This window comes from Brevibacterium sp. FAM 24630, assembly GCF_049804075.1.
Taxonomy (GTDB): domain Bacteria; phylum Actinomycetota; class Actinomycetes; order Actinomycetales; family Brevibacteriaceae; genus Brevibacterium.
The window spans coordinates 102896-117071 of the sequence record NZ_JBNBZD010000012.1; the positions used below are offsets into that span (position 1 = coordinate 102896).

Annotated in this window: 13 protein-coding genes; 6 read left to right on the plus strand and 7 right to left on the minus strand. The window is 67.3% G+C overall.

What is annotated here, in order from left to right; all coding sequences use genetic code 11:
- Positions 1 to 25 precede the first annotated feature (25 nt).
- A complete protein-coding gene (locus ACPUD7_RS10915; RefSeq protein WP_425119901.1) occupies positions 26 to 2038 on the minus strand; it encodes an ABC1 kinase family protein in 2013 nt (670 codons plus the stop codon).
- Between the two features lie 99 nt (positions 2039 to 2137).
- On the minus strand, positions 2138 to 3463 hold the full coding sequence (locus tag ACPUD7_RS10920) for an MFS transporter (RefSeq protein ID WP_425119902.1): 1326 nt from the start codon (positions 3461 to 3463) through the stop codon (positions 2138 to 2140).
- A 101-nt stretch (positions 3464 to 3564) separates the two neighbouring features.
- Here ACPUD7_RS10920 and ACPUD7_RS10925 point away from each other — a divergent pair, with 101 nt between their 5' ends.
- Entirely contained in the window at positions 3565 to 4851 is a 1287-nt protein-coding gene (locus ACPUD7_RS10925; protein WP_425119903.1) for a low temperature requirement protein A, read from the plus strand.
- Positions 4852 to 4881: 30 nt separating this feature from the next.
- On the opposite strand, the gene ACPUD7_RS10930 is transcribed toward ACPUD7_RS10925, so the two are convergent.
- Entirely contained in the window at positions 4882 to 5166 is a 285-nt protein-coding gene (locus ACPUD7_RS10930) for a hypothetical protein (RefSeq protein ID WP_425119904.1), read from the minus strand.
- Positions 5163 to 5774: an ArsR/SmtB family transcription factor gene (locus ACPUD7_RS10935; protein ID WP_425119905.1), complete on the minus strand. Its 612-nt coding sequence runs from the start codon at positions 5772 to 5774 to the stop codon at positions 5163 to 5165. Before ACPUD7_RS10935 ends, ACPUD7_RS10930 begins: the two co-directional genes overlap by 4 nt.
- Before the next feature lie 180 nt (positions 5775 to 5954).
- Here ACPUD7_RS10935 and ACPUD7_RS10940 point away from each other — a divergent pair, with 180 nt between their 5' ends.
- The 3 genes from ACPUD7_RS10940 to ACPUD7_RS10950 are packed head-to-tail and all read left to right on the plus strand — an operon-like array spanning position 5955 to position 8460.
- Positions 5955 to 7079 carry a M4 family metallopeptidase gene (locus tag ACPUD7_RS10940; protein ID WP_425119906.1) on the plus strand — a complete coding sequence of 375 codons (1125 nt, stop codon included), beginning with the start codon at positions 5955 to 5957 and terminating at the stop codon, positions 7077 to 7079.
- The gene (locus ACPUD7_RS10945) at positions 7079 to 7462 is read left to right on the plus strand and encodes a protealysin inhibitor emfourin (protein ID WP_346763082.1); all 384 of its coding nucleotides are present in this window, start codon (positions 7079 to 7081) and stop codon (positions 7460 to 7462) included. Before ACPUD7_RS10940 ends, ACPUD7_RS10945 begins: the two co-directional genes overlap by 1 nt.
- Positions 7463 to 7479: 17 nt before the next feature.
- A complete protein-coding gene (locus ACPUD7_RS10950; protein ID WP_425119907.1) occupies positions 7480 to 8460 on the plus strand; it encodes a tryptophan 2,3-dioxygenase in 981 nt (326 codons plus the stop codon).
- Positions 8461 to 8470: 10 nt separating this feature from the next.
- Here ACPUD7_RS10950 and ACPUD7_RS10955 read toward each other — a convergent pair whose 3' ends face one another.
- Both ACPUD7_RS10955 and ACPUD7_RS10960 read right to left on the minus strand, forming a co-directional pair.
- Positions 8471 to 9307: an alpha/beta hydrolase gene (locus ACPUD7_RS10955; RefSeq protein ID WP_425119908.1), complete on the minus strand. Its 837-nt coding sequence runs from the start codon at positions 9305 to 9307 to the stop codon at positions 8471 to 8473.
- On the minus strand, positions 9304 to 10167 hold the full coding sequence (locus tag ACPUD7_RS10960) for an SGNH/GDSL hydrolase family protein (protein WP_425119909.1): 864 nt from the start codon (positions 10165 to 10167) through the stop codon (positions 9304 to 9306). Before ACPUD7_RS10960 ends, ACPUD7_RS10955 begins: the two co-directional genes overlap by 4 nt.
- A gap of 158 nt (positions 10168 to 10325) precedes the next feature.
- Here ACPUD7_RS10960 and ACPUD7_RS10965 point away from each other — a divergent pair, with 158 nt between their 5' ends.
- Together ACPUD7_RS10965 and ACPUD7_RS10970 are read left to right on the plus strand one after the other, a co-directional pair.
- The gene (locus tag ACPUD7_RS10965; protein ID WP_425119910.1) at positions 10326 to 11606 is read left to right on the plus strand and encodes an amidohydrolase; all 1281 of its coding nucleotides are present in this window, start codon (positions 10326 to 10328) and stop codon (positions 11604 to 11606) included.
- Positions 11603 to 13453: a threonine/serine ThrE exporter family protein gene (locus ACPUD7_RS10970; protein ID WP_425119911.1), complete on the plus strand. Its 1851-nt coding sequence runs from the start codon at positions 11603 to 11605 to the stop codon at positions 13451 to 13453. The genes ACPUD7_RS10965 and ACPUD7_RS10970 overlap by 4 nt, the downstream gene beginning before the upstream one ends.
- On the opposite strand, the gene ACPUD7_RS10975 is transcribed toward ACPUD7_RS10970, so the two are convergent.
- The gene (locus ACPUD7_RS10975; RefSeq protein ID WP_425119912.1) at positions 13444 to 14145 is read right to left on the minus strand and encodes a uracil-DNA glycosylase; all 702 of its coding nucleotides are present in this window, start codon (positions 14143 to 14145) and stop codon (positions 13444 to 13446) included. The genes ACPUD7_RS10970 and ACPUD7_RS10975 overlap by 10 nt on opposite strands.
- Positions 14146 to 14176: the final 31 nt, after the last annotated feature.

Sequence of the window (14176 nt, forward strand, 5' to 3'; positions counted from 1 at the left end):
GAGGAGCCGAGGCGCAGTCGTCGCGCTACTCGTCCGCGTCGCGTTTGAACACGAGCATGAGCGATCGCATGCTCAGCACGAAGCCGCCGAAGAGCAGCACGAAGCCGAAGAAGGAATACAGGCGGATGTCCTTCGTCAGCAGCGGTCCCTCATTGCTGGTGATGAGCATGATCGCTCCCACCACGGCGGCCCCGGCGAGGACGGCGACGATGAGCTGCTGGAACAGGCTGGTGAGGAAGCTGCGATCGGAGGGATTCTCGAGCACACGCATGTTCATCGAGAACCGGCCCCGTTCGAGGTCCTCGGTGATCTTGTTGATCCGGCGGGGCATTCGGTCGATCATCGGCATCAGCTGCAGCGCCCGACGCTGGAGCTCATCGGTGATCTTCGTGCCTTTGAGCTTCGACCTCACGAGCCTGTTGCCCTCCTGCCGGGACACGGCGACGACGTCGAAATTCGGATCGATCGTCAGCAGCGCTCCCTCCACGGAGGCCATCGCCCGGAAAGCGGCGCTGATCGGCGCCGGCACGGAGAACCGATGCGCGAGCACGAGATTGAACAGGTCGTCGAAGAGCTTCTGCCCCTGTGTCGCACGGGTGCCTCCGCCGTAGCGCAGGAGGAGTTCGCCGACGGCGCGTTCGACCTCTCGGTCATCGAGCCCGTCGGGTCGTCCGAGCAGTTCGATGAGTGAGTCGGTGGCTCCAGCGCTGTCGTTCTGATCGATCGAATAGAGCATGAGGCCCAGAGACGTCTGCGTGCCCGGATCGAGTCGACCGACGGCACCGAAGTCGAGAAGTCCCAGTTTCCCGTCGGGGGTGATGAAGATGTTCCCGGCGTGCAGATCGGCGTGGAAGATCCCGTCACCGATGATCTGCTCGAGCGTGGCTCCCAGCAGCGTCGTCGCCAACCGGGATCGCTCGGCATCGCTGAGTCCGCTCAGCAGCTCCCCAGCTCGTGATACCGGCTGACCGGGCAGCCGGTCCATGATCAGCAGGCGTTCGCCGCTGAGCTGCGGGTAGCCGTGTGGGACGGTGACGTCGAACTTCCCCGACCGTTTGAGCGAGGCCTCGATGCTGGCCATGTTGTCCAGCTCGATCCGATAGTCGAGCTCCTCTTCGAGCGTATTCGCGAACCCCGCTGCCAGCGACTTCACCCCCAGATCCCGGCCCCAGGTCGTGGTCTTGTTCAGCCATGCCGCCAGCCTCAGGATGATGTCGAGGTCCTGCGTGACCTGGTTGAGCGCCTTCGGCCGCTGCACCTTGACGATGACCTCCGTGCCGTCGAGCAGTGTCGCCTCATGCACCTGTGCCACCGAGGCGGCCGCCAGGGGAGTGGGACTGATGTGCGCGATGACTTCGCGGATCGGTCGGCCGAGCCGCTCTTCGATGGCCGGTTCGATGACCGACCAGGGTTCCGGGGTGACCTGCGTCTGCAGGGTCTCGAGTTCACGGACGAACACGGGCGGGAGGATGTCTCGGCGGGTTGAGAGCATCTGTCCGAGCTTGACGAAGGTCACCCCCGCTTCGGCGAGGGATTCCTTGAGCGCCCGCGCGGTCTTGACCTCCCGGCCCGGCGAATCCCCGCCGAAGCCGCGCAGCTGGGAACCGAGCCCGTGCCTGACGGCAATGGAGACGACCTGGGCATAGCGGCGGGCGCGGCGACGGCGGGACTTCCACCCGAAGAACAGCGACTGCGGGCCGGGCAGGGATCCGGTGGGGAAGGCCGCTTCGAGCATGACGAGGGCGCCGACGCCCAGGGCGAAGATCCAGCCGAGGGCGAGCACCATGAACAGCATCGCCACTCCGGGGGAGACGTCGAGGCCGCTGACGTTCTGGCCGGTGCCGGCCCGATAGAGGTACTGGACGGTCACGGCCACGACGGCGCTCATGACGAGGCCGACGGCCAGCGTGCGGGGCCAGCCGGTGGGAACGCCGACGACGCGTCGGACCACGGTGGCGGCGAACCACGACTGCAGGAAGAGGAAGACGAGTGCGGCCAGGCTCACCAGCACATATCCACCGACGTCCAGTGCTTCCATCGATGACTCTCCTGATCCTGTTCGGGCTCTCAGCCGAACTTCGTCGAATCGGTCACCACCAGCCTAGTCCGTTCACCGAACGCGGTGCCGTGGCCGGGTTCAGCCCCTGCGGGGCGGGTCGAGGCGCCGCCTTCCGGGCAGCCCGACCTGGCGGGCCCAGATGAGGATCCACGCCGCGCCGAGGAAGGCGAGCAGTCCCGGGAAGAGCACCCCGAACCGCAGGGTGGTCACAGTGATGATGAGTGAGAGCAGCGTCGGTCCGCCGAGCTTGCCGCCGTTGTTGAAGATCGCCCAGATGCCGAGGAACCGAGGCCGCCCGACCGCCGGGGACAGGTCCGCACCGATCGTCATGTTCACCCCCGCGCCGAGACCGTTGCCGAAGGCCATGACGGCTGCGGCGATGACCATTCCGGTCAGATCGGGCACCGCGACCATGACGACGAACCCGGTGCCGAAGATGCTCAGGCAGGCGACGAGGGTCGCGACCCGACCGAGGTGATCCTTGATGTAGGCGCCGAGGAACATGACGATGAGCTCGAGCCCGGCACCGAAGGCGATGACCAGGGAGATCGACGATTTGTGGAGTCCGATCTCGACGCCCCACAGCTGGATGACCACGGGCTGGGCGGCACGGGCGGCCGCGAGCGTGATGATCGTGATGCCCACGAGCACCACCGACTTCCACCGCACCTCCCCGGGTGGGCGGCGATCCTTCTTCGGGCCCTTCCCCCGTCCGGATCCGGTCGCCGAGGCGGCTGAGGGCCCATCGTGGTCGCCCGGTTCGGCCGATGCCGAGGTGGGGGCCGCCTCGGGGCCGGAATCACCTGCCGAGGCGGGAGCGGGACGATCGTCGAATCCGGGGATCTGCGCGATCGGCAGGGCCATGATGACGATTGCGGCGACGGCGGAGAGGGCGGAGAAGACGAACACCGACCAGATGGGGAAGACGAGCATGAGGCCGGCACCGATCATCGGTCCGATGAGGTTGCCCACCCGCTGAGTCCCGCCGAGCGCGGTCATCGCCTTCGCGAGGTCGGCCGACGGCATCACCTCGGCGACGACCGCCTGCCGGGCCAGACTCCACACGTCGGAGACGGGACCGAAGAGCATGAGCGCGACCGTGTAGACGAGCAGCGAGGCCGGGGACTCCCAGATGAAGGCCGCCACAATGGCGCTGAGGACGAGGATCGCGGCCGCCGTGGACACGGCCATGGCCCGGAAATCGCCGAGGCGGTCGATGAGGATTCCGGCCGGCACCGTGGCCGTCAAGGACACAGCCCCCATGATGCCGACGATGGCCGCGGCGAACGCCTGCGTCGAGCCCAGCGACAGTGCACCGAGGACGAGGATCGGCATGATCGCACCCAAGCCGACGGCGAAGAGCGCAAACGGCACGAGCACCGGCCACAGGATGGGTTTGAGCACGCCACAAGCTTAGTTGAGGCCACAGACGAGGCAGGCCGCGTCCACGACATTCGCTCGGTCGTAGACTGTACGGGCACCGCGACCGACCGTCTGGAGGACCGATGGCCACGCCGACCGCACCGGGGGCAGAAAAGGCGCCGCCGCGCTTCCGTCTCATGCCGATGCACCCCCGTGACCCGAACGAACCGGGCCGGGCGGCGAGTTCGCTCGAACTGTTCTTCGACCTCGTCTTCGTCATCGCCGTCTCCATCGCCTCGGCTCACCTGCGGGACGCGGTCACGGCGGGCCACCTCGGTGAGGGGGTGGGAAAGTACCTGCTCGTGTTCTTTGCGATCTGGTGGGCGTGGATGAACTTCACGTGGTTCGCAACCTCGTTCGACGTCGACGACTGGGCCTACCGGGTGCTCACGATCGTGCAGATGGCCGGGGTGCTCGTGCTTGCCGCCGGGATCGAACCGGTCTTCGCCCACGGGGATCTGCACTTGCTCGTCGCCGGTTATGTGCTCATGCGCGTGGTGATGATCTCGCAATGGCTGCGGGCATCACGGCGGGCCGGTCCCGCACGGCCGACCACGCTGGTCTATGTCGGCGGGATCGCCGTGGCGCAGGTGCTGTGGGTGGCGTGGTTGTTCATTCCCACCGCATCGGGAGCCGTCATCGGGACGCTCCCGACCGCGGTGCTGATCTGCCTCATCGTCTTCGAGCTCGCGATCCCCGTCGTCGCCGAGACCCGCGGGACGACTCCGCTTCACCCGGAGCACATCGCCGACCGCTACGGCTGCTTCACGATCATCGTCATCGGCGAATCCCTCCTCGCCTCGGCGAACGCAGTGTTCGGAGCCTTCTCCGAGGTCGCCGAGCTCGCGCCGCTCATCTCCTTGGGCGTGCTCTGCCTGATCGTCACCGCGGCCCTGTGGTGGATCTATTTCTGGCCGCCGCACCATCGGATGCTCACCGGACTGCCCGCGGCTCTGACCTACGGCTACGGCCACTACCTCATCTTCGCCGCGGCCGGTGCGTTCTCCGCCGGGGTCGGCATCGAGGTCGACTCCCAGCTGGGAGTCAGCGCGCTCGATCCGGTGGCGGCGACCTTCACCGTCTCCGTGCCGATCGTCCTGTTCGTCCTCGGGGTGTGGCTGCTTGCGATCCGTGCCAGCGCCCACTGGGTGATCAACCTCGCCGTGCCCGTGTGCGCCGTCCTCGTCCTCCTCGACCCGATCATCCCGATCCCGACGTTCCTCACGACCCTGTTCATGATCGCCATCGTCGCCGTCCTCGTCGTCTGCCCGCCGAAGGACGACCCCGACCCGGGCGCGAACCCGGCCGACGGCACCGAGGCGGCTGATGGCACCGAGGCGCCCGACGGCACCGAGGCGGCCGCGGGCTGAGCCGGGCCCGCGGGCTCGGCCGGGCCCGACTCAGAACGGCAGGCCGTGGTACCGGTCGAGGTGGATCTGCTTGGCGGCATCGACACGGCGCGACATCTCTGCGGAGTCGACGCGGGGTCTCAGGGCGCGGATGCGGCGGCGTTCGATCATCCACAGCGCCAGGCGCAGGAGCACGCGGTCGAGGCCGGTGGCTTCGGTGCTCGTGTCCTCACCGCTGTCGATGACGAGTTCACGGGTCACCGTGACCGTGCGTTCGACGATGCGGCGGTGGTGTGCGGCAAATGTTGGGCGGTTGGGGGCGGTGAGCGTGCTCATGATGGGGATTCCTCTCCATCGATCAGGGGGAAGGCGTTGAACTGGACCTGCACCGGGCGGGAGCCGGGATCATTGCGGCCGCGATAGCGATTGATGAGCGCCATGGTGGTCCTCTCGAATTCGGCGGCGATCTCCGACAGCTGCTCCTTCGTCAGGCGCAGGTTGCTCGTGTCGCTGACGGCGGCTTCGACCCATGCCGTCGGCATCCGCTGCTGGTCGTAGGCGGCGTCGACGAAGGCCTCGAAATTGCGGTGCATATTGCGCACGAGCTCCCGATTGACGTACTGGGAAGCGGTCCGGGTCGAGGGATCCAAGTCGCTTTCGGGACCGGGGACCCGCATGGCTCCGGGAATCCTCTCCCACCACTTCTCGCGGCCGCCCGCCTCGCCTTCGACCTCACGGATGAGGCGATGCCGAGCGAGCTGACGCAGGTGATAGCTCGTCGAGCCGGATGATTCGCCGAGGCGCTTGGCCAGAGTCGTCGCCGTCTGCGGCCCCAGCGCCGACAGGGCATCGTAGATCGCCATCCGCAGGGGATGCGCCAGGCCCTTGAGGGCTGAGGTGCTGATCTCGCGGACGCCGTTGGGGTGGGTGATCTCCTCGCTCATAATGCAAAGATACTCTTGCAAAGAAAGCTTTGCAATACTTTGTTTGCATCATTTTCCGACCATCGTTTTCCGACGGAGACCCCGCCCTGTGCGGAGCGCTCCCTCGCACGAGGCATTCGCCCCGTCCTCAGAGCGGACCGTGCCCTACCGAATCCGTGCCGAACGTGGGACGCTGGAATCATGATCTCTCACAGAGCCGTCAGCATCCGCAGCGTGATCCCGCCCTACCTCCTCGACGCCATCGCCGAGCGTGGAACCCAGCGCTTCCCGAGGGCCGCCGCCGCAGCCCGCAGCTGCCGGATGTCCGACGAGAGCTGCCGGAACCTCCGCCTGGCCGGTCTGCGCTACACCCCTCCGGCCGACCTCGACAAGGATGAGGCCGCGCTCGCCGCTCCGGCTCGGGCCGGGCTGCAGCGCCTCATCCACGATGCCGAGAACACCGAGGTCCTGCCCGGCACCCTCGTCCTCTCCGAAGGCGAAGCGCCGGTGAGCGATGAGCCGGTCAATGAGGCCTACGACGGCCTCGGCGCCGCCTATGCGCTGTTCTCCGAAGCGTTCTCCCGCGACTCCCTCGACGGTCAGGGGATGCCCCTCATGGCCAGCGTCCACTACGGCAAGGACTACGACAACGCCTTCTTCGACGGCCGCCTCATGGTCTTCGGCGACGGCGACGACGAGGTGTTCACCGGTTTCACCGGATCCGTGTCGATCATCGGCCACGAGCTCTCCCACGGGGTCATCAGCCACACCGCCGACCTCGAATACTCCGGCCAGCCGGGAGCGCTCAACGAACACTGCGCCGATGTCTTCGGGGCCCTCACCCAGCAGCATGCGGCCGGGCAGAACGCCGAGGACGCGGATTGGCTCATCGGCGCTGGGATCTTCACCGCCGAGGTGACCGGTCGAGCCCTGCGATCGATGATCGAACCCGGCACGGCCTATGACGACGATGTCCTCGGCAGGGATCCGCAGCCCGCGCACATGGACGACTTCGTCACCACCGATTCCGACAACGGCGGGGTCCACCTCAACTCCGGCATCCCGAACCGTGCCTTCGCGCTCGCGGCGACGAGCATCGGCGGTTCCGCCTGGGAGAGCGCCGGACAGGTCTGGTACTCGGTCCTCACGGGGTCCGAGATCACGAAGCAGACCGATTTCGCCGGTTTCGCCCAGCTCACCATCGCCGAGGCGGCCGACCAGTTCGGTGCCGGATCCGACGTACACGATGCGGTCGTTGCCGGATGGGAAGCAGTCGGCATCTCCCACGCGGCCTCGGCCAGGGGAAACCAAGGGAGCAGCTGGTGATGGACAGCGAGGCCGATGCCGCGGCCGGAGGCCCGGCAGGGGGCGACCGCGGGGACGCGAGCGAACCTGTGCACGGGCGAGACGACGGTTATGGTCGCCTGCTCGTCGAACGCACGGGCGGGATCGGCGGCATGCTGCTCGTGTGGGAGGTCGATATCGATGCGAGCAGTCGTCGAGAGGACCTCGGCCGCACGGTCGCCGAACTGCCGTGGTCGCAAGCTGAGTCCGGTGCGCCACCGGCCGGAGCCGACCGCTTCGCCTACCTCATCGAGAGCCGGTACGGTTCCGTCCGATTCGGCGAAGGGCAGATGCCGCAGGAATGGCAGCGACTCATCGACGAGGTCCGCGAGGTCACCGAACCGCAGAGGCGGCGACCCGGCTGAGCCCTATGCTGGAACCCATGACCGATTCGAATTCCGCTCCGGGCGACGAGGCCCGGACGACCACTGACGATCGCACCCGCACACAGACAGAAGCGAACGAGTCTCCCACCGCCGGGTCGACGGCGGAGAAGAACGTCCGCGATCTCGAAGCCGGGGTCCACACCGACCTCAAGGAGACGATGACCTACGGGTCCTATCTCGACCTCGATCGTCTGCTCGGCGCTCAGCACCCCGTCAGCAGCCCCGAGCATCACGACGAGATGCTCTTCATCATCCAGCATCAGACGGCCGAACTGTGGTTCCGCCTCGTCATCCACGAACTCCTCGACGCCCGACGGCTCATCGCCGCCGATGAGCTGCAGACCGCGCTCAAGCGCATTGCCCGCGTCAAACACATCCAGAAGACCCTGACCGAACAGTGGTCGGTCCTCGCGACTCTCACCCCCAGCGAGTACATCGGGTTCCGCGACCACCTCGGTCGGGCCTCCGGTTTCCAATCCTGGCAGTACCGGGCAGTGGAATTCCTGCTCGGCAACAAGAACCGAGCCATGCTGCCGGTCTTCGACGGCGAACCCGAAGCGCGTGCGACGCTCGAGCGGTACCTTGAGGAGCCGAGCATCTACGATGAGTTCCTCGCCTGCCTCGCCCGTCGCGGACTCCCGGTTCCGCAGCGACTGCTCGATCGGGACGCATCGGTGGCGCACACCTTCGACGAAGAGCTGCTCGAGACCTTCCGGGTCATCTATGAGAACCCACAGAAGTACTGGCAGGAATACGAAAGCTGCGAAGAGCTCGTCGATCTCGAGGAGAACTTCCAACTCTGGCGCTACCGGCACATGCGCACGGTGCTGCGGATCATCGGCATGAAACGCGGAACCGGCGGGTCGAGCGGAGTGGGCTTCCTGCAGAAGGCGCTCGACCTCACCTTCTTCCCCGAACTCTTCGAGATCCGCACCGGCATCGAGAACGGCCCCGGAATCAGCCCCGAAGGAGTCTGAGGGCCGGGCCTCACTCGAGGAGAAGGTCCCTCACCTGCGCGAAGTAGGGTGACTCGGGGTCGATGACATCGGCATGGTTGGCTCCGGGCAGCTCGGTCCGGGCGGCAGGGAAGACGCGAGAGAACTCGACATCGACGATCCCATCGGCATCCCCGTGGATCGAATGCACATTCACCCGGGTCGGGATGAGTGCGACCCGAGACCGCGGATCGTGACGCAGATACGCCTCGAGATCCTCTTCCGGCCGCACCCCCATATAGTCGAGCACGGCCCCATCACCGAGGTGGCCGGCGACCTCTCGCAGCAGATCGGTCACCGGTGCCAGGGGCCGCAGACGGATCCGCGGTCCCGTCGCGGGCAGGTGCGACGCCCACGCCAGCACGAGGCAGCCTCCGGCCGAATGGCCCGACACGATGAGGTTCTCCCGCACCTGCTCGCCGGCACCCCAGCGCGGCAGTGCGGCACACACCGAGTCGATGGCCGCGGTGACATCGTCGAGCAGGTGCGGCTGCCCGCCGATCCGTCGGTATTCGACGGCGGCGACGAGCACCCCGGACTCGGCCAGCGCACGGGCGAGAGGGCGGGCGTGGGCGAGATCCGTGCGGGGGCGGAAGTAGCCGCCGTGGACGAAGACCACCGTCGCCGAGGCGGTCGCCGGATCACCATAGACCTCGACGAACTGTTCGGGGGAGTCCCCGTAGGAGTACCGGAACGCCGGCACGCTCATCTCCGACTCGACCGCGCCCGCCTCTGCGCCGGTCCTGCGGGGTCCCGAATCACGCACGGCGAGCGCGAGCTCGGCTCCGGCGGACGCGAGTGCGGGAATCCGTTCGCCCTCGATGCTCATCCCTGTGCGTGGCCGGGCCCGTTCGCCCCGTCGACGTCGTCGGCCCGGGCAGAGTCGCGTGCCCGCTCGATGAGATCGGCGACGCGGGTGAGTTCGGCCAGCTTCGGGTCGAGCTTGTCACCGGAGGACTCTCCGCGCAGACGCCGACCGACCCACGGGCCCAGATACTGCCGCGCCCACCGGGACTCTTCGCTCATGACCTCGCGGATCGCCCGTGTCGGGCGGGCCGGAATGCCGAAGCCCTCGGTCGGCAGCGAATGTCCGGATTCGAGTGTGGCCAGGGCCTGCTCGGCCACGAGGTGATGCCCCTTGGGGGAGAGGTGGATGCGGTCGTCGGCCCACATCTCCACAGCATAGAGCGAGCGCAGCCCCCACAGATCGACCATATGGCAGCCGTGACGCTGCGCGATCGACCACAGGTGAGCGTTGTAGATGCCCACGCGAGGGCGCACCGCGCGGATGAGCGGGGTGCTGAACTCGGTGTCGAAGCCATTGCACATGAGCACCTCGATGCCGGCCTCCCGCAGGGCGATGACGGCGCGTTCGTACTTCGCTGCCAGAGCATCGATATCGGCCTTCGGGCGCAGGCAGTCGTTGCCGCCGCCGCACAGACTGACAAGGTCGGGTTTCATCTCGAGCGCACGTGGCACCTGCTCGTCGAGGATGCGGTCGAGCAGGCGACCGCGGATCGCGAGATTGGCATAGGAGACATCGGGGCTGCCGATCGACGATTCGGTGAGCATGAGCGCCAGACGGTCGGCCCAACCGCGGTACCGATCATCCCCGCGCGGGTCGGGATCCATCAGCCCTTCACTGAACGAATCTCCGACAGCGACGTATGAGGTGATGGTCTCGAGCATCAGGGAACCTTCTCTCTTCGAACGATTGTCCAAGACTATACGCCGGAGCTGACGCGGGGCACTCACGAGGGCGGCGGAGTGACCCGAGCGAAACGTCAAGTGGCGTAGACTCGTTTCCGCAGCCAGACGACGCCGCCGTCCCCATTGCTAGGAGCACAATGTACCGTTCGGTTCCGGTCCCCGCCGCCACAGATCTCGTGATCACCAACGCACGGATCGTGCCCGTCGCCGATGCGCACGGGCACCGCGCCGAGGCGATCGAATCGGGTACGCTCACCGTCACCGACGGCCGCATCGCCGAGGTGGTCGCCGGTTCCGTCGACACCGCCGACCTGCCGTCGGACACCGAGGTCATCGATGCCGGAGGACGCTGGGTCCTGCCCGGTTTCATCGAAGCCCACGGCCACCTCGGCGTGCATGAGGACGGCGAAGGCTGGTCCGGTGATGACACGAACGAGATGACCGATCCCAACGGGGCCGGTCTGCGCGCTCTCGACGGGATCGATCCCACCGAACTCGGGTTCAAGGACGCCCTGCGCGGCGGCGTCACCTCCGCCCTCATCAAACCCGGGTCCGGCAACCCCATCGGCGGCCGCACCGCCTTCGTCAAGACCTGGGGACGCATCGTCGACGAGATGCTCATCAGCGAAGACCTGTCCGTGAAGTCCGCACTCGGGGAGAATCCGAAACGCGTCTACGGAGAGAAGAAGACGACCCCCTCGACGAGGATGGGCACCGCGAAGATCCTCCGCGACGCCTTCGTCGACGCCCGCAACTACCAGGCCAAACGCGCCCACGCCGAAGCGGAGGGCACACCGTTCGACCGTGATCTGGTCAAGGAGACCCTGGCCGACATCCTCGACGGAAAACTCGCCCTGGACCAGCACTGCCACCGTGCCGACGACATCGCCACGGCCATCCGCCTGTCCGAGGAATTCGGGTACCGCCTGATCATCAACCACGGCACCGAAGGCCACAAGATCGCCGACTACATCGCCGCCAAGGGCATCGACGTCATCCTCGGCCCCCTGATGACCTCGCGTTCGAAGGTCGAACTGCGCGACCGCACCCTGGCCACCGCAGCGGCCCTGGCCAGGGCCGGGGTGCGCATCGCCCTGACCACCGACCACCCGGTCATCCCGATCAACTTCCTCATCCACGAGGCCGCGCTGGCCGTGAAGGAAGGACTCGACCCGGTCGTCGCCATCGAAGCCCTGACGATCAACCCGGCCGCGATGTTCGGACTCGAAGACCGTCTCGGGTCCCTGGCCGTCGGCCGCGACGCCGATATCGTCATCTGGTCGGGCGACCCGCTCGACCTCGACTCGCGTGCCGAGACCGTGTTCGTCTCCGGTCGCCGAGTCTTCGACTTCGACGCCGGGACGGGAACCGCGAACGTCGCCGACCCACACGGCCCGACACTCATCTGCGAGCCGTGAGCGACGAGAATCTCGAAGACGCCACCACCGCCGAGGTGCGGGTCGATGAACCGACCGCGCCCGGTCCCGTCCGCGGGTCGTCGCCGTCTCCGGTAGTCGCCGGCAACCCGGAGGCCGGATCCCATGCCCTGCGGGAGCTGCTCGAACGCACCCGTCTGCAGCGCCTGGCCGAACTGCGGGAATCCTCGCCGGAACCCCTGCCCGAGGACATTGCGAAGGCCGCGGCCGCGAAAGCCGCGAAATCGAACCGCAGCAGCGGACGGTCCAAGCCGCGCACCGACCACCTCGGTGCGTCTCAGCGGATCGCCCAGCGAGTCGCCCGGCGCACGGTCGGCAAACTCGTCTCCGGCACGACGACGAATACGCAGCCGGTGCCGATCGTCACCGCGCTCAAAGGCACCCCGTACCAGGCACCGGTGCAGGCGACCGAACCGAGCGAGGACGAAGCGAGGATGGTCCTCGACCTCGCCGCCGACATCGCGGCGATGATGATGCGCGCCGGCGCCGGCACCAGTGATGTCGAAGTCTCCGTGATCGCCGCCTGCACCGCGTGCGGTCTGGCCACCGTCGAGGTGGACCTGACCTCGAACACCCTGGTCGTGCACTATTCGACCTCCGACGGCCGACTCATGACCGTGATGCGGGTCAACCGGAGCGAGTCCACGCATTTCGCGAAGCTCGCCTCGGTGCACAAGCTCGTCACCGACCTCGTCGACGGTCGTCTCGAATTCCAAGACGCCCGCAGCCGCCTCGACGCGATCCGGTCTCAGCGGCGACCGTTTCCCCAATGGTTCGTCACCGGCGCCTGGGGACTCATGGTCGGTGCGCTCGTCCTGCTGCTCGGAGGAGGACCGGTCGCGGTGCCCTTGGGCATCGTCATGGCCATCGTCGTCTTCCAGCTCGGCAAACTGCTCGGCCGGACCCATCTGCCGGCGTTCTTCATCACCGCGGCGCAGGCCGCCTCGGCGACGCTCATCGCCACGATCGCCGGCGATATCGGCATCATCAACTCGCCGCAGTACCTCGTGGCCGCCGGCATCGTCCTGCTCCTGCCGACCCAATCGCTGTATTCGGCGGTCCAGGACGCGCTGACGAACTTCCCTCTCACCGCGGCCGGGCGGGTGGTCGGCGTGTTCATGGCCTTGGCCGGCATCGTCTCCGGCATCGCCTTGGGCGTCGTGTGCGGACAGGCGATCGGGCTCAGCCATATCGAAGTCCTCGTGCCGAAGACGAGTCCGCACGTGGTCACGGCGATCCTGTCGATGGTCGCCGCCGCCGTGGTGTCGATGTCCGGTGCCGTGGCGATGTCGGCCCGGCGTCGGTTCATCCTGCCCGCCGCCCTGGTCGGTCTGGCCTCGCACATCACGATGATGACGCTGACGCTGCTGCACATCGACAATGTGCTCGCGAGTCTCCTCGCCGCCACCGTCACCGGATTCCTCTCGAGGCCCTTGGCTCTGCGGCTGGGGGCACCGGCGATCGTGCTCATGATTCCCGGCATCTACACCCTGCTCCAGGGTCTGTCGATCTTCACCGCCGTCTACCAGATCGCCTCGGATTCGGAGAACGTGTCCTTCGCCGTCGGACTGTCCTCACTGTTCACCGCGATCCTCGCGAATGCCGCCCTGGCCGTCGGCGCCGTGCTCGGCAGCTACCTGGCGCTGCCGCTGAAGAACCTCAAGAGCCGCAGCTCGGCGGAGAAGACCGTCGCCTCGGTGCGCAGCAATGAGCCGTCGACGGCCGTGATGGATTCGGTCCAGTCGGGTGCGGCGAAGACCCCGACGACCGGGAAGATCCCGACCGTGTCGACGAAGGCACAGTCCGAGCCCGGGGCGGATCAGTCCTGAGGCGGCAGCGCCCAGTCGATGGGCGCGATCCCCTTCTGCGCGAGCAGATCATTCGTGCGTGAGAACGGGCGGGAACCGAAGAACCCGCGGCTGGCCGACAGCGGCGAGGGGTGCGGGGATTCGATGATGGCCACCTCGGCGGTGCCCGAAGTCAGCAGCGGCGCAAGATTGCGAGCGTCCCGACCCCAGAGGATCGCGACGAGCGGCTGCTCCCGTTCCGTCAGGGCCACGATCGCCCGCTCCGTGATCTCCTCCCACCCCTTGCCGCGGTGGGAAGCCGGCTGCCCGGGAGCGACGGTGAGCGCACGGTTGAGCAGCATCACCCCCTGCCGGGACCAGGCCCGCAGGTCTCCATGCGGTGCCGGCGCGATGCCGAGGTCGGCCTCGAGCTCCTTGTAGATATTGCCCAGCGATCTCGGCAGCGGCCGGACATCGGGGTCGACGGCGAAGGACAGGCCGATGGGATGTCCGATCGTCGGATAGGGGTCCTGACCGACGATGAGGACCTTGACCTGGGACAGCGGTTCGGCGAAAGCGCGGAAGACGGAGTCCCCGGACGGCAGATACTCGCGGCCGTCGGCGAGCTCGGCGCGGAGGAAGTCGCCCATCTCATGGATGCGCTCCTCCACTCCGGCCAGGGCCTGAGCCCAATCGGGGGACATGATCTCGGTCATCGGAGGTGTCGACGTCATGGGCACGAGTGTAACGAGGACAGTGACGAGA

Excerpts from the sequence above, each read along its gene's own strand:
- ACPUD7_RS10915 (WP_425119901.1), bottom strand. The coding sequence starts at position 2,038 with ATGGAAGCACTGGACGTCGGTGGATATGTGCTGGTGAGCCTGGCCGCA.
- ACPUD7_RS10925 (WP_425119903.1), top strand. The coding sequence starts at position 3,565 with ATGGCCACGCCGACCGCACCGGGGGCAGAAAAGGCGCCGCCGCGCTTC.
- ACPUD7_RS10930 (WP_425119904.1), bottom strand. The coding sequence starts at position 5,166 with ATGAGCACGCTCACCGCCCCCAACCGCCCAACATTTGCCGCACACCAC.
- ACPUD7_RS10935 (WP_425119905.1), bottom strand. The coding sequence starts at position 5,774 with ATGAGCGAGGAGATCACCCACCCCAACGGCGTCCGCGAGATCAGCACC.
- ACPUD7_RS10940 (WP_425119906.1), top strand. The coding sequence starts at position 5,955 with ATGATCTCTCACAGAGCCGTCAGCATCCGCAGCGTGATCCCGCCCTAC.
- ACPUD7_RS10945 (WP_346763082.1), top strand. The coding sequence starts at position 7,079 with ATGGACAGCGAGGCCGATGCCGCGGCCGGAGGCCCGGCAGGGGGCGAC.
- ACPUD7_RS10950 (WP_425119907.1), top strand. The coding sequence starts at position 7,480 with ATGACCGATTCGAATTCCGCTCCGGGCGACGAGGCCCGGACGACCACT.
- ACPUD7_RS10955 (WP_425119908.1), bottom strand. The coding sequence starts at position 9,307 with ATGAGCATCGAGGGCGAACGGATTCCCGCACTCGCGTCCGCCGGAGCC.
- ACPUD7_RS10960 (WP_425119909.1), bottom strand. The coding sequence starts at position 10,167 with ATGCTCGAGACCATCACCTCATACGTCGCTGTCGGAGATTCGTTCAGT.
- ACPUD7_RS10965 (WP_425119910.1), top strand. The coding sequence starts at position 10,326 with ATGTACCGTTCGGTTCCGGTCCCCGCCGCCACAGATCTCGTGATCACC.
- ACPUD7_RS10975 (WP_425119912.1), bottom strand. The coding sequence starts at position 14,145 with ATGACGTCGACACCTCCGATGACCGAGATCATGTCCCCCGATTGGGCT.